The organism is Pantoea latae (assembly GCF_002077695.1).
In the GTDB taxonomy this organism is placed as follows: Bacteria; Pseudomonadota; Gammaproteobacteria; order Enterobacterales; family Enterobacteriaceae; genus Pantoea; species Pantoea latae.
In genome coordinates this window covers 35910-62091 of the sequence record NZ_MWUE01000015.1, presented here as the reverse complement: position 1 = coordinate 62091, position 26182 = coordinate 35910, and the positions used below count along the sequence as shown (strand labels likewise).

The 26182-nt window shown below is 52.7% G+C and carries 31 protein-coding genes; 12 read left to right on the top strand and 19 right to left on the bottom strand.

What is annotated here, in order from left to right; all coding sequences use genetic code 11:
- Positions 1-75: 75 nt before the first annotated feature.
- Positions 76-3591, bottom strand: a complete 3516-nt coding sequence (locus tag B2J69_RS10325; RefSeq protein ID WP_081139118.1) for a glycosyltransferase — start codon at positions 3589-3591, stop codon at positions 76-78.
- Between the two features lie 193 nt (positions 3592-3784).
- Positions 3785-5083 carry a FliC/FljB family flagellin gene (locus B2J69_RS10320; protein ID WP_081139113.1) on the bottom strand — a complete coding sequence of 433 codons (1299 nt, stop codon included), beginning with the start codon at positions 5081-5083 and terminating at the stop codon, positions 3785-3787.
- Positions 5084-5421: 338 nt separating this feature from the next.
- Between B2J69_RS10320 and fliD the strand changes: the two genes are divergently transcribed.
- From fliD to amyA, 4 genes are all read left to right on the top strand, one after another.
- The gene (fliD, locus tag B2J69_RS10315) at positions 5422-6849 is read left to right on the top strand and encodes a flagellar filament capping protein FliD (RefSeq protein ID WP_081139110.1); all 1428 of its coding nucleotides are present in this window, start codon (positions 5422-5424) and stop codon (positions 6847-6849) included.
- Positions 6850-6858: 9 nt separating this feature from the next.
- Positions 6859-7269, top strand: a complete 411-nt coding sequence (gene fliS / locus B2J69_RS10310; RefSeq protein WP_081139107.1) for a flagellar export chaperone FliS — start codon at positions 6859-6861, stop codon at positions 7267-7269.
- Complete coding sequence (fliT, locus tag B2J69_RS10305; RefSeq protein WP_081139104.1) at positions 7269-7637, top strand: flagella biosynthesis regulatory protein FliT; 369 nt, start codon at positions 7269-7271, stop codon at positions 7635-7637. The genes fliS and fliT overlap by 1 nt, the downstream gene beginning before the upstream one ends.
- 100 nt (positions 7638-7737) lie before the next feature.
- On the top strand, positions 7738-9219 hold the full coding sequence (gene amyA, locus B2J69_RS10300) for an alpha-amylase (RefSeq protein WP_081139101.1): 1482 nt from the start codon (positions 7738-7740) through the stop codon (positions 9217-9219).
- Positions 9220-9267: 48 nt separating this feature from the next.
- Here amyA and yedD read toward each other — a convergent pair whose 3' ends face one another.
- Positions 9268-9744: a lipoprotein YedD gene (gene yedD / locus B2J69_RS10295; protein ID WP_081139098.1), complete on the bottom strand. Its 477-nt coding sequence runs from the start codon at positions 9742-9744 to the stop codon at positions 9268-9270.
- A gap of 195 nt (positions 9745-9939) precedes the next feature.
- Between yedD and B2J69_RS10290 the strand changes: the two genes are divergently transcribed.
- Together B2J69_RS10290 and B2J69_RS10285 are read left to right on the top strand one after the other, a co-directional pair.
- Entirely contained in the window at positions 9940-10263 is a 324-nt protein-coding gene (locus B2J69_RS10290) for a DUF6388 family protein (protein ID WP_081139095.1), read from the top strand.
- Between the two features lie 342 nt (positions 10264-10605).
- The gene (locus B2J69_RS10285) at positions 10606-10845 is read left to right on the top strand and encodes a DinI-like family protein (protein ID WP_081139092.1); all 240 of its coding nucleotides are present in this window, start codon (positions 10606-10608) and stop codon (positions 10843-10845) included.
- A 27-nt stretch (positions 10846-10872) separates the two neighbouring features.
- Here B2J69_RS10285 and B2J69_RS10280 read toward each other — a convergent pair whose 3' ends face one another.
- Complete coding sequence (locus B2J69_RS10280) at positions 10873-11139, bottom strand: hypothetical protein (RefSeq protein WP_033749795.1); 267 nt, start codon at positions 11137-11139, stop codon at positions 10873-10875.
- 174 nt (positions 11140-11313) lie between these two features.
- Between B2J69_RS10280 and B2J69_RS10275 the strand changes: the two genes are divergently transcribed.
- Positions 11314-11673 (top strand): TonB family protein, encoded by a 360-nt coding sequence (locus B2J69_RS10275; RefSeq protein ID WP_081139089.1) that lies wholly within the window; start codon positions 11314-11316, stop codon positions 11671-11673.
- Between the two features lie 50 nt (positions 11674-11723).
- On the opposite strand, the gene B2J69_RS10270 is transcribed toward B2J69_RS10275, so the two are convergent.
- The 3 genes from B2J69_RS10270 to B2J69_RS10260 all read right to left on the bottom strand — a co-directional run bounded on the left by B2J69_RS10270 (position 11724) and on the right by B2J69_RS10260 (position 13365).
- A complete protein-coding gene (locus B2J69_RS10270; protein WP_143806272.1) occupies positions 11724-12584 on the bottom strand; it encodes a hypothetical protein in 861 nt (286 codons plus the stop codon).
- Between the two features lie 84 nt (positions 12585-12668).
- Positions 12669-12995 carry a hypothetical protein gene (locus tag B2J69_RS10265; RefSeq protein ID WP_081139083.1) on the bottom strand — a complete coding sequence of 109 codons (327 nt, stop codon included), beginning with the start codon at positions 12993-12995 and terminating at the stop codon, positions 12669-12671.
- Positions 12976-13365 carry a hypothetical protein gene (locus B2J69_RS10260; protein ID WP_081139080.1) on the bottom strand — a complete coding sequence of 130 codons (390 nt, stop codon included), beginning with the start codon at positions 13363-13365 and terminating at the stop codon, positions 12976-12978. The genes B2J69_RS10265 and B2J69_RS10260 overlap by 20 nt, the downstream gene beginning before the upstream one ends.
- A 140-nt stretch (positions 13366-13505) precedes the next feature.
- Here B2J69_RS10260 and B2J69_RS10255 point away from each other — a divergent pair, with 140 nt between their 5' ends.
- A complete protein-coding gene (locus tag B2J69_RS10255) occupies positions 13506-14135 on the top strand; it encodes a helix-turn-helix domain-containing protein (RefSeq protein WP_081139077.1) in 630 nt (209 codons plus the stop codon).
- Positions 14136-14431: 296 nt separating this feature from the next.
- Here the strand turns inward: B2J69_RS10255 and B2J69_RS24190 are convergent, their stop codons facing one another.
- The 3 genes from B2J69_RS24190 to B2J69_RS10240 all read right to left on the bottom strand — a co-directional run bounded on the left by B2J69_RS24190 (position 14432) and on the right by B2J69_RS10240 (position 16167).
- Positions 14432-14596 carry a hypothetical protein gene (locus tag B2J69_RS24190; protein WP_167376569.1) on the bottom strand — a complete coding sequence of 55 codons (165 nt, stop codon included), beginning with the start codon at positions 14594-14596 and terminating at the stop codon, positions 14432-14434.
- A gap of 482 nt (positions 14597-15078) precedes the next feature.
- On the bottom strand, positions 15079-15726 hold the full coding sequence (gene zinT / locus B2J69_RS10245) for a metal-binding protein ZinT (RefSeq protein WP_081139071.1): 648 nt from the start codon (positions 15724-15726) through the stop codon (positions 15079-15081).
- Between the two features lie 117 nt (positions 15727-15843).
- Positions 15844-16167, bottom strand: a complete 324-nt coding sequence (locus B2J69_RS10240; RefSeq protein ID WP_081139069.1) for a hypothetical protein — start codon at positions 16165-16167, stop codon at positions 15844-15846.
- A 484-nt stretch (positions 16168-16651) separates the two neighbouring features.
- On the opposite strand from B2J69_RS10240, the gene B2J69_RS10235 reads away from it, so the two are divergent.
- The 4 genes from B2J69_RS10235 to B2J69_RS10220 all read left to right on the top strand — a co-directional run bounded on the left by B2J69_RS10235 (position 16652) and on the right by B2J69_RS10220 (position 19999).
- Positions 16652-17011 (top strand): GtrA family protein, encoded by a 360-nt coding sequence (locus B2J69_RS10235; protein WP_081139163.1) that lies wholly within the window; start codon positions 16652-16654, stop codon positions 17009-17011.
- Positions 17008-17949 carry a glycosyltransferase family 2 protein gene (locus tag B2J69_RS10230; RefSeq protein ID WP_081139065.1) on the top strand — a complete coding sequence of 314 codons (942 nt, stop codon included), beginning with the start codon at positions 17008-17010 and terminating at the stop codon, positions 17947-17949. The genes B2J69_RS10235 and B2J69_RS10230 overlap by 4 nt, the downstream gene beginning before the upstream one ends.
- Positions 17950-18155: 206 nt before the next feature.
- Positions 18156-18659: a hypothetical protein gene (locus B2J69_RS10225; protein WP_174580896.1), complete on the top strand. Its 504-nt coding sequence runs from the start codon at positions 18156-18158 to the stop codon at positions 18657-18659.
- An 86-nt stretch (positions 18660-18745) separates the two neighbouring features.
- Positions 18746-19999, top strand: a complete 1254-nt coding sequence (locus tag B2J69_RS10220) for a glucosyl transferase (RefSeq protein WP_081139062.1) — start codon at positions 18746-18748, stop codon at positions 19997-19999.
- A gap of 28 nt (positions 20000-20027) precedes the next feature.
- Here the strand turns inward: B2J69_RS10220 and B2J69_RS10215 are convergent, their stop codons facing one another.
- From B2J69_RS10215 to B2J69_RS10185, 9 genes are read right to left on the bottom strand one after another with little or no spacing between them, the layout of a single operon-like run.
- Complete coding sequence (locus B2J69_RS10215) at positions 20028-20438, bottom strand: tail fiber assembly protein (protein WP_081139162.1); 411 nt, start codon at positions 20436-20438, stop codon at positions 20028-20030.
- Positions 20439-20446: 8 nt separating this feature from the next.
- On the bottom strand, positions 20447-21352 hold the full coding sequence (locus B2J69_RS24230) for a glycine-rich domain-containing protein (protein ID WP_174580895.1): 906 nt from the start codon (positions 21350-21352) through the stop codon (positions 20447-20449).
- Positions 21352-22032 carry a DUF2612 domain-containing protein gene (locus B2J69_RS10210; RefSeq protein ID WP_081139059.1) on the bottom strand — a complete coding sequence of 227 codons (681 nt, stop codon included), beginning with the start codon at positions 22030-22032 and terminating at the stop codon, positions 21352-21354. The genes B2J69_RS24230 and B2J69_RS10210 overlap by 1 nt, the downstream gene beginning before the upstream one ends.
- A complete protein-coding gene (locus B2J69_RS10205; protein WP_081139056.1) occupies positions 22029-23228 on the bottom strand; it encodes a baseplate J/gp47 family protein in 1200 nt (399 codons plus the stop codon). Before B2J69_RS10205 ends, B2J69_RS10210 begins: the two co-directional genes overlap by 4 nt.
- Complete coding sequence (locus B2J69_RS10200) at positions 23228-23581, bottom strand: thioredoxin domain-containing protein (RefSeq protein WP_081139053.1); 354 nt, start codon at positions 23579-23581, stop codon at positions 23228-23230. The genes B2J69_RS10205 and B2J69_RS10200 overlap by 1 nt, the downstream gene beginning before the upstream one ends.
- A complete protein-coding gene (locus tag B2J69_RS10195; protein ID WP_081139050.1) occupies positions 23581-24333 on the bottom strand; it encodes a Gp138 family membrane-puncturing spike protein in 753 nt (250 codons plus the stop codon). Before B2J69_RS10195 ends, B2J69_RS10200 begins: the two co-directional genes overlap by 1 nt.
- A 36-nt stretch (positions 24334-24369) precedes the next feature.
- On the bottom strand, positions 24370-24810 hold the full coding sequence (locus B2J69_RS23815; RefSeq protein ID WP_143806271.1) for a phage minor head protein: 441 nt from the start codon (positions 24808-24810) through the stop codon (positions 24370-24372).
- Positions 24810-25151: a hypothetical protein gene (locus B2J69_RS10190; RefSeq protein WP_094078499.1), complete on the bottom strand. Its 342-nt coding sequence runs from the start codon at positions 25149-25151 to the stop codon at positions 24810-24812. Before B2J69_RS10190 ends, B2J69_RS23815 begins: the two co-directional genes overlap by 1 nt.
- Positions 25151-26182, bottom strand: coding sequence for a hypothetical protein (locus tag B2J69_RS10185; RefSeq protein ID WP_081139047.1), 1032 nt, complete (start codon positions 26180-26182; stop codon positions 25151-25153). Before B2J69_RS10185 ends, B2J69_RS10190 begins: the two co-directional genes overlap by 1 nt.

Here is a 26182-nt window from a genome sequence, read left to right as displayed (position 1 = left end):
TGCAAATCAAAGGGCAAAACTCGGGTATTTCTAACGTTAGAACGGACGCGGTAGTCCGTTTTTAACGTAGGTAACTCAGGCGCGCCAGGCTTTGAGCCAGTTTTGCGTATGTTCGCCCGTTAACATCCATTCCTGTCTAACCTGAGCTTGCAGCGCCAGACCCGCACGCTCGCTGTGCTCGTGCTCGCTTAAATGCATACGAATAGCATCAATCCAGTCTTTATAGCGATTCTTCACCCGCGTTACCGATGTTGATAAAGCAGTGTTGCGATAGCACTCGACATCGCTGCACACAACCGGCACGCCGCAAGCGCCATACTCCATCAGGCGTAGATTACTTTTGCAGTGGTTAAAGATATTGTCTTCAACCGGCGCAATCGCCAGATCGAGATTAAGCGCGGCCAGCGCCGCAGGATAAAGGCTGATATCGACGCCTGAATGCTGTTCATGCACGTAGGGACGCAGCTTTTCCGGGCACATCCCCATAAAGACCCATTCAACCTCATTCGCTAATGCTTTCACTACGTCCGCGATCATTTCCAGATCGCCCTGATGGCTTGAGCCACCCGCCCAACCTACGCGCGGTTTACGGCCCTGGTTGCGCAGGCTATGCAGATTGCCCCACCAGTTAACTGGCAGACGATTAAGCACAACCTGAATATCAGGATGGAAAGCGCCAAGCGCCTCAGCCAGTGATGGTGTAGACACGACGAAGCGATCAAAATAACTTAAGCTCTTACGCAGGTGGCCTGATACTTCCTGCCGGAAATTAGCGCGGTTATAGTGTTTCATTGGCAAGTTAAGAATATAGTCGTCCAGTTCGAATACTTTGAACACGCCGGGCAACTGACCGACGCGTTCTATCCAGTGCTGAAAGGCGGGTGCATAACGACGCTGGATAATCAGGCTATCAGGTTGGTACTGTGCGACTTCGCTCAGATTGAGAAGCGACAGAGACGCTTTTCCTTGCGCCACTCCCTCTTGCTGCATCGCATTTAACGGCTGGATCATACGATAGTGACCACAGCCAGCTGTATCAGAGTGATTGAGCAGCAGCTGCGGCAACTCGTCGCGCTGCGCCGGACGCCAGCTCATTTCGCTGTCGTTATTAATGTCAAAATGGCGGCTGCGCAAAGAAAGATTGCTGTTATACGCTGGATCACGTCCAATGACAGGCAACCAGCGTTGAAAAAGCTTATCTTCTTCCTGTTGTTTCAGCCTTGCAGCGGCCTGCAACGACACGCCAGCGAACGGGTTTTTACGATCGGCGGCGCGCAGAACGCGGGCATAAGGCGTCCATACCGTCATATAACCGAGATTACGCGCGCGCAGACAGAAATCGACGTCGCCAAATAGCTTCAGCGTTTCATCAAACCCGTTGAGCGCAGCGAAGACTTCGCGTCGCACCAGCATGAAATCCCCAGCGACCGCACAGTAATTTTGATCAAGATGCAAACGTCCCAACGCAGTGGCCGCTTTATCGTCCAGACCGCGGAATACTTCGCCTACGGCTCCGCCAACGCCCATGACATAGCCTGCATGCCGTACTTTTTGATCCGCGGTCAGCTGTTTTCCGCCAACAATTGCCACCTCAGGGCGCTGCCCGTGGTTAAGCAGATTATGAAGCCAGTCGCTATCGGTAATCGCTAACTCCACATGCATCAAGAGAATATATTCGCCGCGCGCCTGTTCGGCTGCAACATTGGCCATCGCGCCCTGGTGCCAGGGCGCAGAATAGCGCAGAACGCGGATCCGCTGCGGATCGACGTCAGCGATGGCGTTTAACCAACTGTCGCGCTCTTGTGAGGCGTTATCGTCAGCCACAATCAGCAGTTCATAATGCTGATAGCGCGTTTTTTCCATTAGTGAGGTAACGCATGAGATCAGCGCCGGAAGGCTTTGTCCGGCAAGAATAGCGATTGAGACCAGGGGCTGCTCTACATGGTTATAGCGCAGGCGATAGTTATAAAAACTGTCTAGCGCAATCTCTGCGCTGGCATAGCCACGATTCTGCAGATGGCGCTGAATAACCTGCGCGTCGGCGGTAATATCTCTCGACTGAAGATGCGCCGTTAATAGCGGCTCAGCCAGATGACCTACAGAATTCAATCCTTGTGACACGATTAATTTCAAAATTAAATCCAGTTCCGCTGCCTGCGGGAACTGAGCATCCAGTCCCTCTGCCGCCAATAGCAACTCCCGGCTGAAAAGCCAGTGTTGCGCCAGCATTTTGGGGGAGCTGAGCAACATATCGAGATTGAAATCGGGGCGAAACGCGATGCCTTGCGGCTCATTGTCAATAAAGAAAAACTCATCAGCGTAAAGCGCCAGTGTCTGACCCACTGCATGTAGCGCGGTAGAAAGCGCAATGAGTCCCGATGCATTGAACAGCGTGCCGGCATCAACAAAAATAAACCAGTCAGCGCGTTGTTCTCTTATCAGGCGATTGATGACCGCAATGCTGTTATTTGCGCCTGCAGCATAGGCATTTTCACCCTCTTCAACCCTACCGACTAACAGTGGCCGTAAGGTCATTAAAGGCGAGCAAAAGTCTGACAGAGAGCTCAGCGTCGTCGCAACACCGCTCGCATTTTGCTCGTCAACCCTGATGACTACCGCTACGTTTTCCGGCTGCGGCTGCGTTTTACTTAATTGCGCCAGATAGGTGTGCTGGAAGGGTTCCAGCCTGCGTACCTGGCACCACTGGCGCAGCGCATCTCGATTCAACGCCTTATGCTGCTCGCGGATAAGATCAAACTGCACCGGCTTCTCAGGTTGAGCAAGCAGCTGCACGTCGATGAATTCTGAGGGATGAATACTGGCATGGTACCAGGGCGCCTTGCGCAAACTCTGGATAAGACGCTCGCGGGGCAGTCTGAATTTTTCTTCGTCTTCGCTCTGATGTGGCTGAGTGTAAACATCAGACAAGCGAACTGAACAGAGCGGTTCAGGGAACCAGATGAGATCCCCCTGCGTGAGCAATTTTGCATAAAGTAAGAGAGCGGCAATCTCTGGCATGGCCTCGCCATCAAGCGTAAAGAGTGCCGGCAAAAGCGCGTGCAGCGCGTCACGTCGCAACAGCGCTGCGCTCATATCGCCGAGCAGATTGTAGTGCAGGCGACACTGATAACGCAGTAAAGATATCCCTGGGATCAGGCAGGGCTGCGGCAAAAACGCGGCGGTTGAGAGAATATCGGGCTGCAGTTCGCCGCGAGCATCGACGCGGTTGCGCTTTGAGATCGCCATAATAGCCTGCGGCGCAGCCATAAGCGCGTCTACCATCGTGCTAATCGCGGTCGGCGCTAATATATCTGCGGCACTGAGGATCTTGATATATTCCCCTTCTGCCTGCGTGATGGCCTCAGCGATCAGATCGGGATGTGCCGCCGGAAAAATTCGATGACGGATCGGATGACCCGGACGGTTGAAATAAGGCTGCAGCAACGCGGTGATAAAATTTTTGCCGCTATTATCTGCGATCAGAATGTCACAGTAAGGATAATGCTGCGCCAGCGCGCTGTTGAGCGCCGCCTCCAGCCAGACCGGCTGGCAGGCAGTGATAATAATGGTGACGGATGGCAATGGCTTCATCAGAGGCTCTTATCATATATAACCTGCACTCAAACACCGATTCGATGCAGGAAAAGGATTTTGCCTTATGGTAAAGCCTGGCTGGCGAATCAATCCGTTAATCAGTGATGCAATTTCATGGCTATTTCCATGCTATTGCCAAAAGAAAAAACCCCGCCGAAGCGGGGTTTTTAACAAAGTTACCAGAGAGCGATTAGCCCTGCAGCAGAGACAGAACCTGCTGCGGAACCTGGTTAGCTTTCGCCAACACGGAGTTACCCGCCTGCTGGATGATCTGCGCTTTAGACATGTTTGAAACTTCGGTCGCGTAGTCAGCATCCTGAATACGAGACTGTGCTTCAGACAGGTTGGTGGTGGTGTTGTTCAGGTTGGTGATAGCAGAGTCCAGACGGTTCTGCACCGCACCCAGGCTTGAACGGAAGGTATCTACGGTAGAGATAGCTTTGTCCAGCAGCGCCAGCGGGTCAGCAGTTGCTGCGCCAGCGAAAGTGGCAGAAGCGGTGGTTGAACCGCTTGAGCTCAGCTCGATGCTGGAAGTGGTGCCAGAGGTAGCGGCAGTCGCATCAGCGCTGTTTGCCAGCAGGCCAGAAGAAACAGAGTAGTTCTTGTCCTGAATAGTAACAAAGGCCGTCGCGTTGCCGCTTGCATCGGCGCTGACTTTAATCAGCTGGCCGCTCTGGGTCGCTGCGTTGGTACCGATACCGTTAGCGGCGTCGCCGTAGGATACGTCAGTGGTGTTCAGCTCAACTTTACCTGCGTTAGCACCGTCGTTGTCGACAGATACAGAGTAGTAATCGCTGCCAGACTGGGCAACATACTCGTTGGTGCCGGAAATCTGATGCAGAGACAGCGTGCCTTTATCTACGCCCAGTTTGGTTGCCACATCAGACAGGTCAACGTCTTTCATCACGCCGCTGGTATCAGCAACCTGAGACAGGGAGTCAGAGACGCTCAGGCTGTTTTTAGAGACGGAGAAACCGCTCAGGCCCAGAGTAGAAGAGTCGATTTTCTTCAGGTCGATAGAGATAGTCTGGCCATCGTTCGCGCCAACCTGAATTTTCATGGAGCCGTCTTTCGCCAGCACGTTCACGCCGTTGAACTGAGTCTGACCAGAAACGCGGTCAATTTCGTCCAGACGTGATTTAATTTCGTCCTGGATTGAAGAGAGGTCAGAATCGGAGTTGGTGCCGTTCTGCGCCTGTACGGTCAGTTCACGTACACGCTGCAGGTTGTTGTTGATTTCTGACAGCGCGCCTTCAGTGGTCTGCGCGGCAGAGATACCGTCGTTGGCGTTACGTGAAGCCTGAGTCAGGCCGTTGATGTTAGAGGTGAAACGGTTGGCAATCGCCTGACCAGCAGCGTCATCTTTCGCGCTGTTGATACGAAGACCAGAAGACAGACGCTCGATAGAAGAAGAGAGAGCAGACTGGTTCTTGTTGATGTTGTTCTGAGTGATCAGCGAGAGGCTGTTGGTATTAATGACTTGGGCCATGATAAATATTCCTGTTAATCAAGTCTTTCGGTTAAGGTGTGGGCTTCAACCCGCCGGCTTCAGCGCCGTCAAAGTTGTTATCGTCTGCCCTTAAACAACCTTTAGAATTTTTTTAGTACCAGGTGAAATTTTTTTCCTTCAACCTGTCACGCTTATCTTTATCGCCCTCGCCCCTGACTTCTTTAGAACTAAATCACCCCTTTTCTAGCCTTAGAAATACCCTTCTCTATATACGCTATTCGCTTTATCGCACAGCCATCAATAACTTTAAACTTTCCCTATTCGCCGCCGATAACCCCGGTATTCACTCTCCGTGTCGACATGATAAGGAAACAAGCATGGCAAGTATCTCTACCCTGGGTGTCGGTTCAGGCCTGGACTTAAGCAGCATTCTCGACAGCATGCAGACGGCAGAAAAAGCCGCGCTGACGCCGATCTCTAATCAGCAGTCTTCCTATACCGCCAAGCTGAGCGCCTACGCGACGTTGAAAAGCGCGCTGACCACCTTTCAGACGGCGAACACCACGCTGAATAATGCGGACCTGTTTACGGCGACCACCGCGACCAGCAGCTCCAGCGCCTTTAGCGCCACCACCTCCGGCAGCACCGTGGCGGGCAAATACACCATTAGCGTGTCGCAGCTGGCGCAGGCGCAGACGCTGACCTCCGCGGTGCAGAGCAGCAACACCACCGCGCTGGGCGACAGCTCGGCCAGCAGCCGCACCCTGAGCATCGCGCTGGCGGACGGGTCGAGCAAAGATATTACCCTGACCAGCGACCAGACCTCGCTGACCGGGATGCGCGACGCCATTAACGGCGCCAGCGCGGGCGTAACCGCCAGCATTATCAAGGTTTCAGACGGCAGCTATCGCCTCTCCGTTACCTCGAACGAAACCGGATCGGACAACGCCGTCAGCAGCCTTAAGGTCACCGGCGACGATACGCTGCAGTCCATCGTCGGCTATGACGCCAGCGCCACCAGCAATGCGATGACTGAAAGCGTCACGGCGCAGAACGCGAAGCTGACCGTTAACAATATCGCTATCGAAAACAGCAGTAATACCATCAGCGACGCGCTGGAAGGCATTACGCTGAATCTGAGCGACACCACCACCGGCAACCAGACGCTGACCATCGCGACCGACAAGTCGAAAGCGAGTAATGCCATCTCCAGCTGGGTGACCGCCTATAACACGCTGCAGGACACCTTCTCCAGCCTGACGAAATACACCGCCGTCGACGTCGGCGCCGACACGCAGGACACCAGCAACGGCGCGCTGCTGGGCGACAGTACGCTGCGTACCATTCAAAGTCAGCTGAAGAGCCTGCTGACCAACGCCGCCAGCTCGTCGACCTTTAAAACCCTGGCGCAGATCGGCGTTACCTCTGACCCGACCACCGGCGAGCTGGAGCTTGACTCCGACAAGCTGAGCAGCAGCCTGACGTCGGATATGGCGGGCGTGAAAGAGATGATTATTGGCGACGGTAAAACTACCGGCGTCGCCACCACCGTCGCCAGCAACCTGACCAGCTGGCTCTCCAGCACCGGCATCGTGCAGTCGGCGACCGACGGCGTCAGTAAGACGCTGAACGATCTGACCGATCAGTACAACAAGGTGAACGATCGTATTACCGATACCATTGCGCGGCTGAAAACCCAGTTTACCCAGCTCGACGTTTTAATGAGTTCGCTTAACCAGACCAGCAGCTACCTGACGCAGCAGTTCGAATCGTCAAGCAGCTCAAGCTCCAGCAGCTCGTCATAAGGAGTCAGTATGTACAGCGCAAACGGCACCCAGGCCTATGCAAAAATCGGCGTTGAAAGCGCCGTCATGAGCGCCAGTCAGCAACAGCTGGTGAACATGTTGTTCGACGGCGCGCTGAGCGCGCTGGTGCGCGCCCGTCTGTTTTTGCAGGACGGCAATATTGAGGGAAAAGGCCTTTCCCTCTCCAAAGCCATTAACATTATTGAAAACGGGCTTAAGCAGGGCCTGAATGAAGAGAGCGACGACGATCTCACCACCAACCTGCTTTCCCTGTACGCCTATATGGTGCGGCGGCTTCTGCAGGCGAATTTACGCAATGACGTGGAGGCCATTGTCGAGGTCGAAGCGCTGCTGCGTAATATCGCTGACGCATGGAAAGAAGTTGCCCAGCCTCAACCTCTGATTCAGGACGCCGTTTAATGATACTTGCACCGCATCTGATTACCATTTACCAACAGCTACTCGATCTCAGCCAGCAGATGCTGCGTTTTGCGGCCGAGGGCGAATGGGATGATTTGATCAAAAAGGAAGTTGATTACGTCAGCGCGGTGCAACGGCTGGCGCGATCGACCGAAGCCGCCTCGCCTTCCGTGCAGGCGCAGGAGCAGCTGCGACCGGTGCTGCGCCATATTCTGGATAATGAGAGCGAAGTGAAGCGCCTGCTGCAGGAGCGCATGAACGAGCTGTCGACGCTGGTGAATCAGAACACGCGCCAGAAATCGGTGATGAGCGCCTATGGCAAACAGGGCAGCGTAATGGTGCCGATGGAGAATCAGCCGCTCTCCTGATCCTGAAACGCACCGTGCGCAACAAAATAGTTGTTCTGCCGGTGCGTCTTTTTTTTATCGTGCTCCATACTTGCTTTTCCTTCCCGCTGGAGCGCAGCAGATGCACAACCCGACGTTACTGCAATTTTTCCACTGGTATTACCCGGATGGCGGCAAACTCTGGCCCGAAGTGGCGGAGAAAGCCGCCTGGCTAGGCGAGATCGGCATCACCATGGCGTGGCTGCCGCCCGCCTACAAAGGCGAATCGGGCGGCTACTCTGTCGGCTATGACAGCTACGATCTTTTTGACCTTGGCGAGTTCGATCAAAAAGGCAGCGTCGCCACCAAATATGGCGACAAACAGCAGCTGCTGGCCGCGGTGGACGCCCTGCGCACCCACCAGCTCGGCGTGCTGATGGATGTGGTGGTGAACCACAAAATGGGCGCGGATGAGAAAGAGCGCGTGCGCGTCAACCGCGTCAATCCTGACAACCGCGATGAAATCAGCGATGAGGTTATCGAGTGCGAGGCCTGGACGCGCTTTAGCTTCCCGGCGCGCGCCGGCGAGCACTCCCGTTTTATCTGGGACTACAAATGCTTTAGCGGCGTCGATCATATTGAAAACCCCGATGAGAACGGCGTATTCAAGATTGTGAATGACTACACCGCCGACGGCTGGAACGATCAGGTCGACAGCGAGCTGGGCAACTTCGACTATCTGATGGGCGCCAATATCGACTTCCGCAACAATGCGGTGCGCGAAGAGCTGAAATACTGGGCGCGCTGGATGATGCAGCAGCTGCCCTGCACCGGGTTTCGTCTCGACGCGGTCAAACATATTCCCGCCTGGTTCTACAAAGAGTGGATTGAGCATGTCCAGGCCGTCGCCGATGAGCCGCTGTTTATCGTCGCCGAATACTGGTCGTTCGAAACCGATAAGCTGCTGGGGTATATCCAGCAGGTCGACGGCAAAACGCTGCTGTTCGACGCGCCGCTGCATCTGAACTTTCATCAGGCGTCGACCCAGGGCAGCGACTACGATCTCAGTCAGATCTTCGCCAACTCGTTGGTGGAGGCCGATCCCTGGCATGCGGTGACGATTGTCGCCAACCATGACACCCAGCCGCTGCAGTCGCTGGAGGCGCCGGTGGAAGCCTGGTTCAAACCGCTCGCCTATGCGCTGATCCTGCTGCGCGAACAGGGCGTGCCGACGGTGTTCTATCCCGATCTGTTCGGCGCCAGCTATGAAGATGAGGGCGGCGACGGCGACAGCCATCGCGTGGAGATGCCGGCGATTGCCGAACTGGAGGCGCTGATCCGCGCGCGCCAGATTTATGCCTGGGGCGCGCAGACCGACTATTTCGATCATCCCAACTGCGTGGCGTTCAGCCGCAGCGGCACCGCCGAACAGCCGGGCTGCATCGTCATTATGTCGAACGGCGACGAAGGTGAGAAACAGGTGGCGATGGGAGAAGGCTTTGCGGGTAAAACGTGGCGCGACTATTTAGGTCATCGCGACGATATCCTGACGGCGGACGAGCATGGCACGGTGGTGGCGCGCTGCAACGGCGGCAGCGTTAGCGTCTGGGTGCTAGCGGAGTAATTTAACGCGCCTTATTCCGTCGCGCTGGCGGAATAAGGCGCTAACCCGTTACTGCTTCGCGTCGTTCGCCTGGGTGATGGCGGACTTAAGGATTTCCGGTTCGATATTCTGGATCACCGCCGCTTTCGGCTGCTTTGCTACCTCTGCCAGCGCCTGCTGGCACTCTACCGTCGGGCGGTCCACCTTACGCAGCGTCAGGCCGTCATAATGGAGTTCGCTTCCCTCCAGCTCCAGCGGCATCACGCGCGACTGACGATTGACGTTAACGTAGTCGCCGCTCAGCAGCGTCAGCTTGCCAGGCTTGGCGATCACGCGCATCCACTGGCGACAATCAAGCGTGCTGCCGTCGGCGTTAACAATCAGCGTTCCCATCGCCTCACCGCTGCGTAACCCGCTTTGCGGCCCCGCTGTCTGCCAGTTGCCCTGCAGGCTGGCGGGCGCCGGCGTCTGCACCGCGTCCTGATAGCTGTTGATTTGCGCACAACCGGCCAGCGCCAGCGCCGCCGTCAGCATCCACTTTTTCATCGTTAATCCCTGAGATCGCTTCAATGGCGGCTACGTTATAATTTTTCGCCTGCCTTTCGCAAGCGGTCTGCGCCCTGCTTCGCCCCGCTCGGCGACTTTTTTTACGCCGCCCGCGCCGCGAACGGCGTCCTGACAAGGCCTGGCCGCTGAGTTACACTGGCGCGACGCACCATAATGAATTTTTCAGGATACCCGATGAAAACGCCAGAAGCCTATTACGCGCAGGCGCGCGAGATGTTTTTTACCGCTCACGCCGATTTTAAAGCCGCGCTTGATGAACTGACCGAGAGCGACGCGCGCCAGGCCAATATGTCGCTGCGCCAGCTGCGCGAGTGGCATGCCGAACGCATCTATGCCGCCTTTCTGCGTCAGAAGAACCTCGACGGCATGATCTTCTCGATCCAGCTCGCCGAGCCGGACAAAGCGGTTGCCGCCGAAGCCATTGAAAATTATCTGAAATCCCATGCGGAATCGCTGGGAATGAGCTGGGAAGCGTTCTGCATCAAAAACGAACTCTAAGCCCTTGCAGGCAGCAACACCTCCAACCAGTCAAATAGTTCAGGAATAAATTGTACAAGTTGATCAAACTTGTATAAGTTTACTGCACGACTTCGGTCGTGATTGTCCTTGAACGAATGGTGCGCTTGCACCGCCTCTGGAGGTGTTGCTGGATTTCCACCTCCAGAGGTTCTATTTTTTCCTGCTGCCGTCTCTCTTTTATTCCCCCTCTGCCTGAACCACCTGCTGCCAGTTTGCGTGTTACGCCGAAAAAAAGCGTTTTGACGCGCCTGAGAGGCTTGTCACTGGTTGGATTTACAGTATGATGTGCCAGCGAATTTCTTCCCTGTATGGAATACCAGTATGTTTGTGGAATTGATTTACGATAGGCGTAACGTCGCCGGCCTGCCGGGCGCGCGCGAGATGATTTTGCGGGAGCTGGAAAAGCGCGTGCAGCGCGTCTTTCCGGATCTTGAGGTACGCGTTAAGCCGATGGAGCGAAACGCAATCGAAACCGATATGAGTAAAAACGACAAAGCCACGCTGGCGCGCATCATTGAAGAGATGTTTGAAGAAGCGGAAATGTGGCTGGTGGCCGACTAAGCGCGACGGCCACCAGAGAGAGCAGGATTACTTCTCCTGCTCGCTGTGGTTAATGGCTATTTCGATATCCTGGATCGCGGCGTCCAGGTCGTCCAGCAGCGTGCCCTGTTTGTTAAGCAGCGCGTCAATACGTCCGGCAAACTCGGGATCTTTATATTCGCCGGCGTCAAACGCGAGCCAGTGGCTGGAGAGCGTTTCGGTATTGGTTTGCGCGTAGTGGCGCATCTCTTTCAGCTGCGAGGTAACATCGCGCAGGTAGTCAGTTTTGCTTTTCGTTTCCACTGAATCACTCATGCTATTTCTCCTTTTGCCTTTTTAACCAATAAATATCTCGCGTGAATGATTAAAGGTAGTGGAATATAACGAAGCCGCCTTAAGAATATTCGGAAGTGACGTGACCCGACGCTCGCAGGTAAAGATGAGAAAGGTTATCATTCCTGCTTATCGCAATTTTAACAGGACGTTAAAATGAAAATTCCTCTACTGCTTATCGCTTCGCTGTTGCTCTCCGCCTGCGCCTCTTCACCGCCTGACGCCGCTAATATCCCCAAACAGATAAAAAGGGTGCGACCGTCCTATCCTTATTATGCCTTAAGCCATCATATTGAGGGTTACGTCCGCTTCGCTTTTGACGTGGATGCGGAGGGCAAAGTCAGCGAAATGCGCATCCTGCAGTCAGAGCCGCGCGGCCTGTTCGAGCCCTATGTGATCGCTGCCGTCAGCCAGTGGCGCTATGAGAAGCATAAGCCGGTAAAGGATCTGCAGATGACGATTCGCTTTCGGCTCCAGCAGGATGCCGATCCGGCTAAAAGCACAATGATATTCTGAAAAAAACAGGGGACGCGTTGTCCCCTTTTACGATTTTGCTTGCCTGTTCATTACAGATATTTACGCGCCAGTTCAACCAACTCTTTTCTGGCGGCCGTGCCCAGATGCTCTATCCCCTGCTGCACGAAATCAAACGCGGCGCCGAAATCTTTTACCCACGCGCTAAATTCGCTTTGCTCCCCTTCGCTACTCGCCTGAGTAGACGCCGCAGCGTCGTTGCTTGCTGGCTCAGCGGCAGCCGTCGGCTGTAGCGCGGCGTCGGTAACAGCCTGCGCACTCGCCTGCCCGGCAGCGGCATCCGCCACGGATGCCTGCGCCTGGGGCTGTGGGCTAGCGGAGGCGTCCGCTGCTGCGCTTTGATCTGCGGGCTGCGCGGCGTTGGCGTCAGGTGCGGCGCTCTGGTCCACAGGCTGCGCGGCGGTGGCGTCAGGTGCGGCGCTCTGATCCGCGGGCTGTGCCGCAGCGGCGTCAGGTGCGGCGCTCTGATCTGCAGGCTGCGCGGCAGCGGTGTCCGTTGCGACGCTCTGGTCCGCAGGCTGCGCGGCAGCGGCATCCGGTGCGACACTTTGATCTGCGGGCTGCGCGGCAGCGGCATCCGGTGCAGCGCTTTGATCTGCGGGCTGCGCGGCAGCGGTGTCCGTTGCGACGCCTTGATCCGCAGGCTGTGCAGCGGCAGCATCCGTTGCGGCGCTCTGATCGGCAGACGGCGCTGGGGTATGCTGCGCCGTTGCACCAGGCGCCACATGGGTTTCTCCCGGCGTCTCCTCAGAGGTGGCGGGCGCCACCGTAGAGGGTGAGGATAAACGCTGCAGCTGCGGATCGGTCGGCACGTTGCTGTCCGGAACGGCAAACTGCGGCAGATCGGCGTCACTAGTTTGTGCGGTTGCGTTAATGATGCTGTTATCAGTCATGGCAGACTCCTTCGTGTTGATAAACGATCGGAGGGCGTGGAAGCCTTCCCCAATCAGGTTAAAAATTCGCATGCGGTTCTCCTGTTACGGCTTCACAGTGGATTCATCCTGGATCACGACTCGCTTGACCTTATCCGCCGTCTGGTCGGCAGTCTGGTCGGGCAGCGCGTCCAGCTTGTGCTGCAGCACGGTGACCTGCTTCGACAGCTGATCCACTTTTAATTCGCGCCGGGCAGCCGACTCGCGGGATTCGCGCCGAATTTCCTCCACGCGTCGGTTAGCGGTGCTGCTGACATATAAAAAGAGAATGGTCATCACAACGCACAGCATCGACATGCCCAGCATCAGCACGCCCAGCATTAATTTGCGCTTGTGGAGCCGTGGTCTTATTTCACTGTGTATCTCGGCCATCGCTACGCTCCTCTAAGGTGGAAATCAGCCTGTCAATCTCATTACGGAACTTGCTGTTTTGATCGGCATCAGTCATCACCACCAAAATACCGAGCGCGTTTTTAATCAAACGCAGATCGGTTTCCAGGGTAGATATCCGCCGCAGGTTCGTGTCGTGACGTATACGCAAATCATCATTCTCCTGACGGAGCAGCACATTGCTCTCCTTCAGCAGCAGGACTTGCTCCTTATAGCTGGTTATAATTTCACCACCGGCACGGTTACTGGTGACAATAGAGGCGATGCCTGCAATGAGCGGCTTCCAGAAAAGCGCAGCCGCTCCGCCCCCAAGTACTAACGCGCCAACACTGGTAATCAGACTACTTTCCATGCCTCACCTCTGTGCCTCGACGGGTAATGGCTGCTGACGTCAGGCGTAAAACGCAAAGCGCCTCCCTCGCCGAAACTTAAGATTGCTTAAATTAACAGCTTAAGTATACTTAAGTCTGGCTCACAGGAGATGTCAAGACGATGGAAAAAGAAACAACAGGTGAACGTATCCGCTTCCGCCGTAAGGCACTGAATTTGACGCAAAAAGCAGTAGCGGAAAAAATTTCGGTTTCTCATGTGGCGATATCACAGTGGGAAAAAGAGGAGACGCTGCCGCGTGGAGAAAATCTGTTGCGGCTGGCAGAGGCGCTGGGCTGCGCGCCTGCGTGGCTGGTTGACGGCGACGGACCGGTCTTTACTGTACAAACGCAGACACAAAGCGGACTGCCGGTGCTGGAGAGAGAGCAGGTTTCAGTCTGGCTATCAGAGGCTAACCAGGTCGAGATCCATCGGCGTGTGCAGTCGGATCGCGACTACTCCGGCGCCAGCTTTGCGTTAGTGCTGTGGGACAGCGCGCTGTCGCCGCAATGCCAGCGCGGCGATCTGCTGATTATCGATCCAGAAGTAGCGCCGCAGCCGGGCGATCTGGTGCTGGCGCTATGCAACGAGCGGGATATGGTGGCGCGCAAATATCGGGCGCGCAGCCATGACAGTTTTGAGCTGGTGCCCTTGAACGAGGATTATCCGTTGCTCTCTTCAACGGAGCAGTCGCTGGTTCTGTTGGGGACGCTGATGGAGTGGCGCCGTTATCGCGATAGGGTAACGGCCTAAAAAAAGGATAATTCCCGCTACGCTCGAACTTTTGTTATTAGGTAGCGTCCTAACAGGCATGTGGATTATTCCATGTAACGATTTTACCCGCCGCGAGCGGGTTTTTTTTGCCTATAAGAATTTCCTTTGACGCACCCGTGACTCTCTCATTCCCTTCTGATGAGGCTGGTGAGAATATAACCAGGCGCTATGCGCATACCCTTTACGTAATGGTAACGAGAGTTCTGCTATATGGATTTGCCCGCCTCGCGCGGGCAATTTTTTTGCTGCAAGCCGCCCGTAGACGGCTTGCTATTTCAGATGGCGGGATCGTTATCCTCGGGATAGTCCGTCTCGTCGGTCACCTCATCATCCTCTTCCGGGAATTCACTTTCTTCATCATCTTCGCCGGGGATATCTTCTATGCTGCCAGGAACCTGACCATCGTCGGGAAGGGGTTCCACATCGGGACGTTCTGACATACGCACCTCCAGTTACCCGTATTGGGTGATTAAAGTTTAGTGCTGTGACTATTTAGATCTGTGTCTAGATGCAGGAAACGTGAACGAAACGTGAAACAAAAAACATAGTCGTGCTACCGCTTGGCTTATGCGCGCAGAGATGCTCCTTTCAGCTGCATGATGCAAGCCCGCTGCAGGCATTAATTTCGGCCTTTTCATTGACGGATCGCTTTATAGCTTCTTGAATAAAGGAAAGCGTTATTGATAAGGAAAGGGAAATGACTGAACTATTACATATCATCTCGGTTAGCGCGATCGTTGCTGGCATCTATCTTATTGAATAAAATGATAGTTCCTCAGGGTTAATATTTATTTAAGCGATTAACTGTTATAAATTACGCCATTTCCTTTTAGGGAATAAATTAGCCTGTTGCTCTCAGGCAAAACATTTCTTTTAAAGAGGTAAATCAGACGGGCCGTTAATATTCCCGCCTGAACCATTATCAATGGTGCAGCATCTCGTCAACAACCTGCTGCTGCGTTAACTGCCAGGGATAATAGGTAGGCCAGTTATCCATTTCCTGTAACAGCGCCTGCTGGGAGGTGTTACCGAAGAAAACATGGAAATGGCTCGATTTGCGCGGCGCGATGATATGGTCGCTAAACTGAACGTACTTCGGCGCCTTGCTACTGGCGTCGGAACACTCAAACAGATAGCGCACGCCTTTTTTACCAGACGCATAGGTGAGAATTTTATGGCCCGCATAGCGGTAATGGCAGGCTGCTACGCTGTCGCCGCGATGAAACTCAATCATGCCATTTTCAATACCCAGACGTTCAATATCAGTCGCATAGCCTTTGCGATAATAGGCTTTAATCTGTTCTGCCGTCTTGTCTCCCGCTTTGGCCGCCTTCTTTTCAAATACCGGATCGAGTTTCCCCTGCTCTAACAGCGGATAGACCGATTCCCAGACGCCCTCCCAGTCCGCCAGCGTGCGATCTTTGACATCCTTATTATCAAATTCCCCTTCGGCCGCTTTTTGCTCTACCTCGGTCAATGCCGGACCATGCGCATGATGGCCATGCGCCATTGTCTGCCCGCTTACCGTCAGCATAACCAGTGCCAGCAATGTCTTTTTTTTCGCCAACATCTTACCCTCCCTTTGTGAAAGAGTGTAAAATGTTATGATATAACGTTTCATATAGCAAGGCGCTTGTTTTACTTACTGAATAGCTTCACTCGCCAGACACCTGTTGACCAGTAAGCCTTAACCTCGCGAGGCGGCGCATTTCACATCACGCAGCGCTTCTAGCTCGGAGAGACGCGATTTCGCTTTTTCACTGGCGGTGCGGCGCGCAAGACCATTTCCAATGCCCAGATCGCCTATAAAGCCCATCACCGTGCGATAGTCAAAGCTGCTGGTCTGTTTGATCTCCTGCTGGATACCGTGCGTTTTGGCGATCTCCTGCTGGAGCGCGGTGCAGTTCAGTGAGACAGCCTCTTCGTCTGTTACCGCCGGTGCCTGAGGGTACTGCTTGGTAGCGCATGCAGAGAGTGTCAGCGCGGCCAGGGTTAAACATAGTTTGTTCATAGGGGGGATCTGCTTTGGAGTGCCTGAGGTAAATGGGCAGCGTCAGGTTGTTGTAAGGTCAGGGTGTATCATAAGTTTACTGTGAGATGTTTCAGTTTAATCGGGGGAATATGAGGGGTTTTGAGAAGCTTTATACTTGTTAAGGGTGATGTGTTTTAGAGAAAGGATTTAGCCGTGCAGCGTCGCAAAAGATTCTCAATCTGCTAGCCTTACAAGACATTTAGTTAAGGAGGTTACGTGATGGACGTTTCACCTCGGGCTATCGTTGCGCTTAATGTCATCGCATCAGTGACGCTCGTGTTAGGTTTGGTATTCCACCAGCACTGGCTTTAAACGCCTTACGACTTTGCTGACTTAGGCCGGCATGCATTGCCTTCGCCCCAACTACTGGGGCTTATTTTATGCCTCTCCCCCCTTACGAATTCTTGCCTTAACGCCAATCTGATGACAAGATCCGCAACTTCTGCTAATGGGGATATTCTTAATGGTTAAGCTTTTCGCGCGGTATGCCTCTGTCGGCGTTATCAACACGCTTATTCACTGGATGGTTTTTACCATCCTGTATACAGAGGGCCAGACGCAATCCCTTTCAAACTTTGCTGCTTTCTGCTTTGCGGTGACGTTCTCTTTCTTTGCTAACGCAAAGTGGACCTTTAGCGCAGAAGCTACCACGATGCGCTATCTGCTTTACCTTTTCTTCATGGGCGGCATGGCATCTGCTGTGGGTTTGTATGCAGACAGGACTCACGCTAATCCTGTTGTAACACTTATCGTCTTTTCAGCCATAAGCCTGGTTTGTGGCTTCATCTACTCCAGGTTTGTTGTTTTCAAGGATCGAAAATGAAAATTTCTCTGGTCGTGCCTGTCTTTAATGAAGAAGATGCCATTCCATTTTTTTATCAAGAAGTTCGCGGATTTCCCGCCTTCGCAGAACATGAAGTCGAAATTGTCTTCGTGAATGATGGAAGCACAGACAGTACCGAAACAGTCATTCTCCATTGCAAGAAACAAGATGAACTTGTGAAGCATGTGTCCTTTACTCGCAACTTCGGTAAAGAACCTGCTTTGTTTGCAGGCCTCGAATGTGCTACGGGAGACGTTATTATCCCCATCGACGTCGACCTGCAAGATCCAATAAAGGTCATCCCCAAGCTTATTGAGAAATGGGAAAAAGGAGCAGATGTTGTTCTGGCAAAGCGTGTAGATCGTAGTTCAGACAGTCACATGAAGCGAGTAACCGCCGAGTGGTTTTATAAGCTTCACAACAAAATCAGCTCCCCTAAGATTGAGGAGAACGTCGGTGACTTCAGGCTAATGTCACGTGATGTAGTTGAAAATATTAAACTGCTCCAGGAGCGTAATCTTTTCATGAAAGGCATACTCAGTTGGGTCGGAGGAAAAACTGAAGTTGTCGAATACATCCGTGCTGACCGCGTTGCTGGTAAAACAAAATTTAATGGCTGGAAACTATGGAATCTGGCGCTTGAGGGAATAACTTCATTTTCAACTTTCCCTTTACGCATGTGGACATACATAGGCCTATTTGTTGCAGGTCTGTCATTCTGCTATGGCGCTTACATGATTCTTGATACATTATTTTTCGGAAATCCGGTTCATGGATATCCGTCAATCCTTGTATCAATTCTTTTTCTCGGGGGCATTCAGTTAATAGGAATTGGAGTGCTTGGCGAATACATTGGAAGAATATATATCGAGACAAAAGAAAGGCCTAGATATGTAGTGAAAAACGAAAAAAAAGATGCCGAGCATAAATGGCCATGAATGTTCCTTTAAACTCTCAAACCAACGCCACCATTTTTTAAACGCTTGATTTATTTATATAATTCTTGTAAGAAATCGTACAAACAGAGCATTAGTTCAATTTACCCTGAGCAGCTAGTGCAGGACGGGCTACATTAAGGCAATTTTTTCCCTATAGATGCCCCAAGGTTGAAATTCATGCAACATATGTGCTGAGAGAGGATAGGATGTTGAAGGAAAAAGGTTTGCTTAGTGCTGCCTCGGTTGGAGGATTGATGGCCCTGGCATTCGTGCTTCTGGTTTTGAGGCGACCCGATATCATTACGCATGCCCAGCCGTGGGCTGAAGACGGAAAAATTTGGATGGCAGGTATATATAATGATGGATTTTGGTCATCACTTCTGCTGCCTCAAAATGGTTATTACCAGACGATATCAAGAATTGCTTATGGAGTTTCGCTCGCTTTCGGCCTTGAGCATGCGGCCTTGGGCGCTAACTTAATCGCGCTTCTTATTCGGTGCTGCTTTGTTGGTTTTCTCCTTTCTTCCAGAATGAACTACATTCCAGTTGCTTACCGACTGGCTGCAGCGGCATATTTTGTACTTATGCCTAACCTGTCTGAAGGCTTCGTAAATATTACTAACTTGAGATGGTATAAAAAATCGTTCGGGTTACTTCGCGTAAGAGCACGAACAAACAGAACATTGCCGCAATTTACCCTGAACTGTTAGCGCAGAGCAGGTTACATTGCGGCAATTTTTTGCCCCATACATGCCCCACAGATTTTTCAAAGATTCAGGCATCAAGAGAGGAAAGTATGATGAAGGAAAAAAGCGGGCTGAATGCAGCCTCCATCGCCGGGTTGATGTTCCTGGCGTTCGTGCTTCTGGTTTTAAGGCGACCCGATATCGTTACGCACGCCCAGCCATGGGCGGAAGACGGCAGGGTCTGGATGGCGGGGATTTATAACAATGGTTTTTGGTCATCCCTGTTCCTCCCGCAGAATGGATATTTCCAGACCATCTCGCGGCTAACATACGGTGTAGCTTTGTGGTTTGGTTTATCTCATGCCGCTCTTGTGGCTAATGTTATTGCTATCTTTATTCGGTGTTGTTTTGTAGGGCTTTTGCTTTCGCGCAGGATGGATTTCATTGGTATAAAATACAGGATTGCAATCGCTCTGTATTTTATATTAATGCCCAATGTAGCGGAGGGCTTCGTTAACATCACCAACGTGCACTGGTACTTATCCATATATCTTTTAGCTGTGGTTATGGCTAATGATGCAGAAAGTATCAAAGCAAAGGCGCACGACTTCGCCGTTCTTGTTATTAGTGGGCTGAGCGGTCCGTTTGTTGTATTTATTGCACCGTGCTTGATTATAAAACGCATTTATCAGCGCGGTGGCATTATTAATGCCATAAAAGGAATTAACACATTTGACGTTGTCATGGCTGTTTGTTGCATCATTCAGCTTTGGGCTATTTTGACAACCTCTGGCGCGACACGCATCGATGCCCCGCTAGGTTACAGCTTTGGCCTTTTAGCCGACATCGTTGCCTGCAGGATTATTTATGGCTCATTCCTCCCTTACAATCTTGCAAGAGAAATGGCTGCGCATGGTAACGTTAACATCATCCTGCTCATCGCATTGTGCGCGGCGTTGTTCTTCGCGTTCGTGAAATATAACTGGAGAATTAAGTGTCTGATTTTATTTCCAGCGCTAATGATTGGATTTGCCCTGAAAAGTCCGGTCATTGCCATAGGTCAACCCCAGTGGCCGCTTATATTTGAAACTGAAAGTGGTGAGAGATATTTCTATGTTACTAACATAGCGCTCGCCTGCCTTGCGATAGCGGCTACATATTCACTCAGTAAGTTCAGAAATATCGCACTTGCTGCAGGCTTTATGGTTTTTCTCATTTTTGTCCCTGCGCATTTTCGCCTGCCGTCTCTTCCTGAGTCTGGTTACTCACAGGATGTCAAAGCATTTGACGCAAGAAGTAGTGGGGAAACTGTTTCAATCAGGATACTACCCCCTGGATGGAATATGAAGTTATTGAAAAAATAAATGTAAGCCCACACTATGTGGGCTTTTTTCATTCTGGCTTATCGGGCCAAGTAATATCATCTGCAGTGTTTGCATCAATTCTGCTGAGCAGTACACGGTATTTTTTCCACAGCGGAAGTTCTGCTGCCTCTTCGTCTGTTGCCATTTCCAGATCAACCGCATCCTGCAGAACGCTGATGCGCTGGCTGGCTTCGTCCATAAGCGCTGTTTTAGTGGAGCTATTGGCCAGCGCTGCGGCAGCATCCTGTTGCGCTTGTTCTTCCTCCGTCAATGGCGGCTCAGAAAATTTGCCGTCTTCGTAAAGGTAACCGATCTGTATTGGTTCATCGTCTGCGAATTCAACAGCTACAACGCCATCACCGAAATCAGCTTCTGCTTCACCATCCCAAAGGATCGTATTAATAACTTGCCCATCTTTCACCAGTGCGTATTTTGACATTTTCAGCCTCAAGCATACTCATAAACAATGATTGCGCCGCCAGATCCTGCGCCACCTAATTGTGTGGCGGCTGAGCCGCCAGCCGGAAGGAAACAGCCACCACCACCGGCCCCAAAACCTCCAGCGGCTTCACCAGCTCCGTTGCCGGCACCTCTGCCGCCCAGACCTAGAGGAGAACTTCCTCCTCTGCCGCCGTTGCCGCCAGCGGTATTTACCGCAGTTCCGTTAAGCCCAGGGTCACCGTGACTTGAAACCAACTGTGTTGCTCCCGCACCTATCGTTGGTGTTACGCCGCCGCTACCACCGCCTATTGTCGCACCAGATGTAGTGCTGCCGTTACTGCCGGTGCTGCCGCCAGGTGTTGTGCAGTAAGATCCAAATGTAGTTGCACCTCCCGCTGCTCCACTTGCACCCCCACCACCTACCGTACAGGATACGGAAGCAGGAACGGTCGTAATGCGAAATTTAGCGTAAGCGCCTCCGCCGCCGCCGCCACTAAGGGTGGCTGTCGTTGAGTTTGAGCCCGCGCACGGCATACCGCCTGCACCACCGCCCACCTGCTCCACAACGATACTTTTCGTCCCAGTGGTCGGGGTGTATGTGCCTGTGGCGGTAATTACCTGGACATTGAGTAATCGGCCGGGTGTAACTGATGTCATTGCAGCTTTTAAGTTCGCCAGAATCGTTGCAGGAGTACCGTTATCAAGAACATCAACAGCTGCTGAATCTGAGATGAACTGAGCCAACACATAGGCCATTGTCGATGACTGGCGCAGAGCTTTGTTGATCTGAGCTGATGACGCCTTTCCCGACTGGAATCCCGTCAGCAATGCAGCCAACGCTTCATAGTCAGCCTGGCTGGTTACATTGGCCCCAGCACCAATGCCGAATGATTTAAAATTGTTGGTAGCCATTAAAGTGTTTTCTCCCAAGCGCCATCATCAAATCCGGCGATGTACTCGTTATCCATGTCGAAACCAAAGAACCGGTTTCCGACTGATGGGGTTTCTATTGAAGGGGTTTGAATATCACCGGCCCATACACCAGCCGCTTTCACGGTGAGATAGCCCTGTTTAATCGCTGCCAGCAGCTCTTTTGAAACCAGGGAGATATCTTCCTCAGGGAAAACCCATACGGATATGGTCATATCCTGGTTATCTACGATCTGCATTTTCAAGCCAGAGCCTTCCAGCGCTGTTTCCAGGATGGGTGGTAATGAGTCGTTTTGCCCGTCCCAGCTGTTGATGGCTATCTTCGCCTTCAGGACAATGCGGTATGTGTCATCACTCAGACTTGTGAATCCGGCATCCGGATCATATGGCCCCTGCCAGACGCCCTGATCCCATCCGAGCCCATCGGTATCAAAGGAAAAGTAAACCCCTGCGATGGGCTGGCTGACGATTCGCGTTCGACCAATCCACTCTCCCAGAACATCCAGCTGCACACCGACCGCGCTGTCTATATCGAAGGCAGTGAGCAGATTTTGTAGGGCTGCGGATGTATCGGTAAGCGGACGCGTTGACAGGTCGACGTGATCGACAAACAGAGGTTTACCTCTGTGATAATTAGTAATCAGGTCGGTGTATTTGCTCATGATGTCACCGTGAGCGCGATGTTCGCCGTGCTGCAGGAAGCCGACTCGTTAAAGGCGATGGCGACATTCGAGGACGCTACCGTTCCGGCCGATTTGCCAATAGCTAGAGCGTTGATGTCATAGTATTTAGAATTGCCACCGCTCACGACGCCAAGGTTAGCCGGTGAATAAATACGGCTAAGCAGCACGTCATCGCCTATTGTCAGGCTGTTGATATAGTCGGCTATCGCCTGCTTAATCTGCTCGCCAATCTGCGTCGTGTAACCGGTGAAAACCTTCAGCGTAATGGCGACAAATATCGGGACATTGGTTGAGCGTGAGAAGCTGATTGCATGCGGGTTATCATATTTATCCGGCACAGCGACAGTAGTCGAGCCGTAGGTGCTGACACCCTGACCTTTCTTCCCGCGGATGATCTGAGCTATAGCCGTCGCATCACCACCATCGACAATCGCCGCGATTGAATGCGCGGGGATACCATTGCTGTCTACTGATCCGGTGTCGTTCTCGTAAAGCTTATGACGCGTAACGCCGGTCACGTTGGCAATCGCACCGTCGACGGCATCAAACGGTGTCAGAGCAGGAATTGCCACGCTCTGCGCCTGGCGCGCGCGCAACTCTGCATCGGTTTCAGCAGCCGATCCAACAGTTGCCGCGCTGGCATTAGAAACCGCCGTCCAGCCACGCGTTGGCGTGTTGATTTTGGTGATGCTGCCGGCGACTGCCGCAACTGCGCCAGAATTCGCGCAGGTAGCCGTTACCGTCACCGAGCCGCCTACGTCGATAGTCACGCTGGCCGGCAGGTTCCAGATGACACCGTTAGCGTCCTTCACTGATCCATTGGTAATCGTTGTCCCGGCCGTGCCGGTGAGGGTCACGTCAACCGTAGAATTGGTAGCGGCTTTGCGCGCAATGCCGTTAATTTTAACGTTTCGCGTCAGGGCGTCTGTCATGCCTGATGATGGTGAGAAGGAGTTGTAAACCTGAATCGCCGTGTTGTTGGCATCGTGTACTGCCAGCGCTACAAGTGACACCATTTGCCCGTCTTTACTGTCAGGCTCAAGATAGGCATCGGTGCCGTAAATCTGCTGAAAATATTCCGTGATAGTGCTCAGGATTGTCTGGTAATCAGGCGCACTTATCCCTGAGGCGGTCACCGTAGCGGAGAGCCCCAGCGTGTCTAAATTGAGAGCCATTACGCCTCGCTTGTGACTGTCGTCGTTCCGTAGATGGTGTCAATCGTCGCGGTAAATACAACGCGGCGGGATGAGGTGTTTAGCGTCGTATCGAACGACATGATCGAGTTAACGCCCTGTGTTTCAAGGATGCGCTGGCGTATAGCGAGGTTGTAGGTTTCCGGCTTCTGCTTTCCAAGCACCGACTGTATCCACGGCGTGCCCTCTGTGGTGTCGAGGAACCACTGCCCGTACCAGAGGAGAAAGCGTGTTTTCACCGCCTGCGCCACTGTTTCGGGTGAGTTTATCAGCCATGTATCGTCGCCCTGTCCGAAGGTGTAATCACCCTCGTCATCTTCGCGTCTGTATCGCATCAGTTCACCTTGCCAGAGTTGCCGCTACCAGTCTGCACGCCACTGTGCGTGTGGCTGTCGCTGATGTCTTTACCGTTGGATGTCAGCGAGCCAATAAACTGGATGGCGCCCGTAATTTTCGCCGCGGTTCCGGTCGCCAGGCTGCCGACCATTCCGCCCGCCCATGTCAGCAATCCTGTAATGGTCACCGCTTGGCTGAATTTAGCGAGAGGCGTCGTTACATTCAGTCCGCCCGGCGCCACGATATTTACGGCGTGGCTGTTTGGGTCGAGCTCGATATATGCCGCGCCGTCATCGGTGCGCATCTGCAGTGTGGAGGTGCTGATATTCCCTATCACTTCCGCCTGCGACTGTGGGCCGATAAACGCAAAGGCGTCTGACAAATCATGCTGCCGAGGGTCGACCGGCTCCTGCACGCCGCCGTTCTGCCACCAGAAGTCAATGCAGCGATCGGAAAACACCACCAGACACTCGTCGCCTGCTTTAACAGGAAAGGTAATAGTGCAGCCGCCACCGCGCGGAAAGATTACCGGCACGTCAACGAGCAGCGGTAACGGCGCAGATTTAAAATCGCCTGCCTCATCTGTAACCTGACCTGATATGGCCGGCTGAACAGTGCAGGTGCACGCTATAGGGTCGAACGACTGAATGATGCCAGGCATCGAAACGCGCAGCATGGAGAAGATGCTGTTATACAGCTGCTCGCTCATCTGCTCGCTACTGCCAACCTGTGAGTTAAGGGATACGGGCATTTTATCTCCGGGCAATAAAAAACCCGCCTCGGCGGGTTATTTGAGTATGGCTTCTGGATAGCATCTACACAGATTTCTAGGGCAGCACCTTCCTTCACCTGGGCGACCTGTTTTAGGCGGCCTATTCCATGAGAATTTTTTACCGTTATTTTTCTTACACTCTTCACACGTGTCCGCGTCTTCCGCCGACCGCCATATGTAATGCGTAACCCCTAGCCGCTTCTGTTTTATCTCTTCAGCTTTAGCAGCATCTCTGCCAGCCTGTGCAAGATCGCGCAGATAAGCTTCTATATCCTGCTCACGTTCATAAGGGGTTTTGCGACGACCATTTGGATGCCTGGCTTTAGGGTAAGCTATTCGCCGACGCCTTCCGTAATTAGATAAAAAATTATCCTCTTTTTTAATTCGCCTTTTCTTGGCCGCTTTATAGAGTACTAAAGCAATGACAAAAGCAATTAAAATGACTCCTGGCTCCATCACCCTACCCTTTTACAGTCATAGGTCCAGAATTGGCGAGGTTCGTCCATGTTTTTGCGGACTACTTCGACGTTGAGGATAGCTTTTCCATTGCGTTTAACGTAATCGAGGCCTAACCAGCGACCAACGCGAGCGTCCGGCAGCATCCATTGCATCATGACGTTATCGAAGTCGTCTTTTTGCTTCAGGAACGTCATCTTCTGTGTCTCTGGTGTCTGGCCATTAATATGCATTAGCCCGTCATTTTCGCCTTTTAAAAAGAACGGCCCGCACTGCGATGCAGCTGAGGCGACGGCAGGAGATAAGAGGAGCAAAATTAATGCAGCTTTGATAGTTCGCACTATGCAACCTTATTAGTAGTAGACACGCTTTGGAGCTCTCTAGCTCCCTTAGCTAGGCAAAGTAGGTCCATATACCAGTTTTGTCCTCGCGTATCACCAGTATAATCAATGCTGCCTACGATGTAATCGCCATCCGTATTAATTGCAGCAGGTTGCGCGCCTGCAAGCCCGTCTACGTACAGATTGCCATCTGATGCTGACTCTTTCAGAATGCCGCCCGCTCCTTGCCGCCCAGCCACTTGCTCAGTACTGAGCGCGGTCCTGTATACCGACGCTTGGTCCAGTCTAACGAGTCCGCCCAGTTTGATGGTTGGGTTTATTAGGCACCTCACGTTAACGCCAGCTCCCATTGTCTGCTGGGGCATTCCGATCAGCCCGGTATTGGCATTCAGCACCACTACCTCATCGATATATTTAGTCTCAGGCACCATGTGCACCTGATTGTTTTCATACCACCAGTCGGCCTTGCATTGCCCAGCAATGTTATTCATGAGGTCGGCGGTGTTACTGAGAAGCACTCGACCGCGTGGGAATACGGTATCAGGAAAATCAGGAATTGAGCCGGCAGTAATGCCGTATGGCTCATAGGTTTTCATGCCTGCAGTGAAAAGGTCAGAATATTTCCAGCCAGCGGCTACGGTGGTCCTTACCCCTGCATACAGATGCCCTTGCCAACTGTCGATGCACTGAAGCATGATCCAGGAGTCGGTAATATTGTCTTTTCCGGCCACGGTGAAACGAATGTCACCGTTAAAAATGGTCCCGATATTCTGATCAGGGTAGTTTCCCAAATCATCAGGGTTGCCATTATAGCCAGCGATGACCTGAATACGGCTGAATTCCTGCCGGGCGACGCGGCTTTGGGTTTCCTGAGACAGGTTGTAGATTTTAAAGTCACCCACAAAACCGTTGAAGATGGTCGCGGGCATCTTCTGTATGCTGAAGGTGACCTTTAAATCAGTAAGGGAGATTCCATTCCCCTTATCATCCAGCAGTTGCAGCTCAAAGTGACGCATCCAGTTCTGTGACAT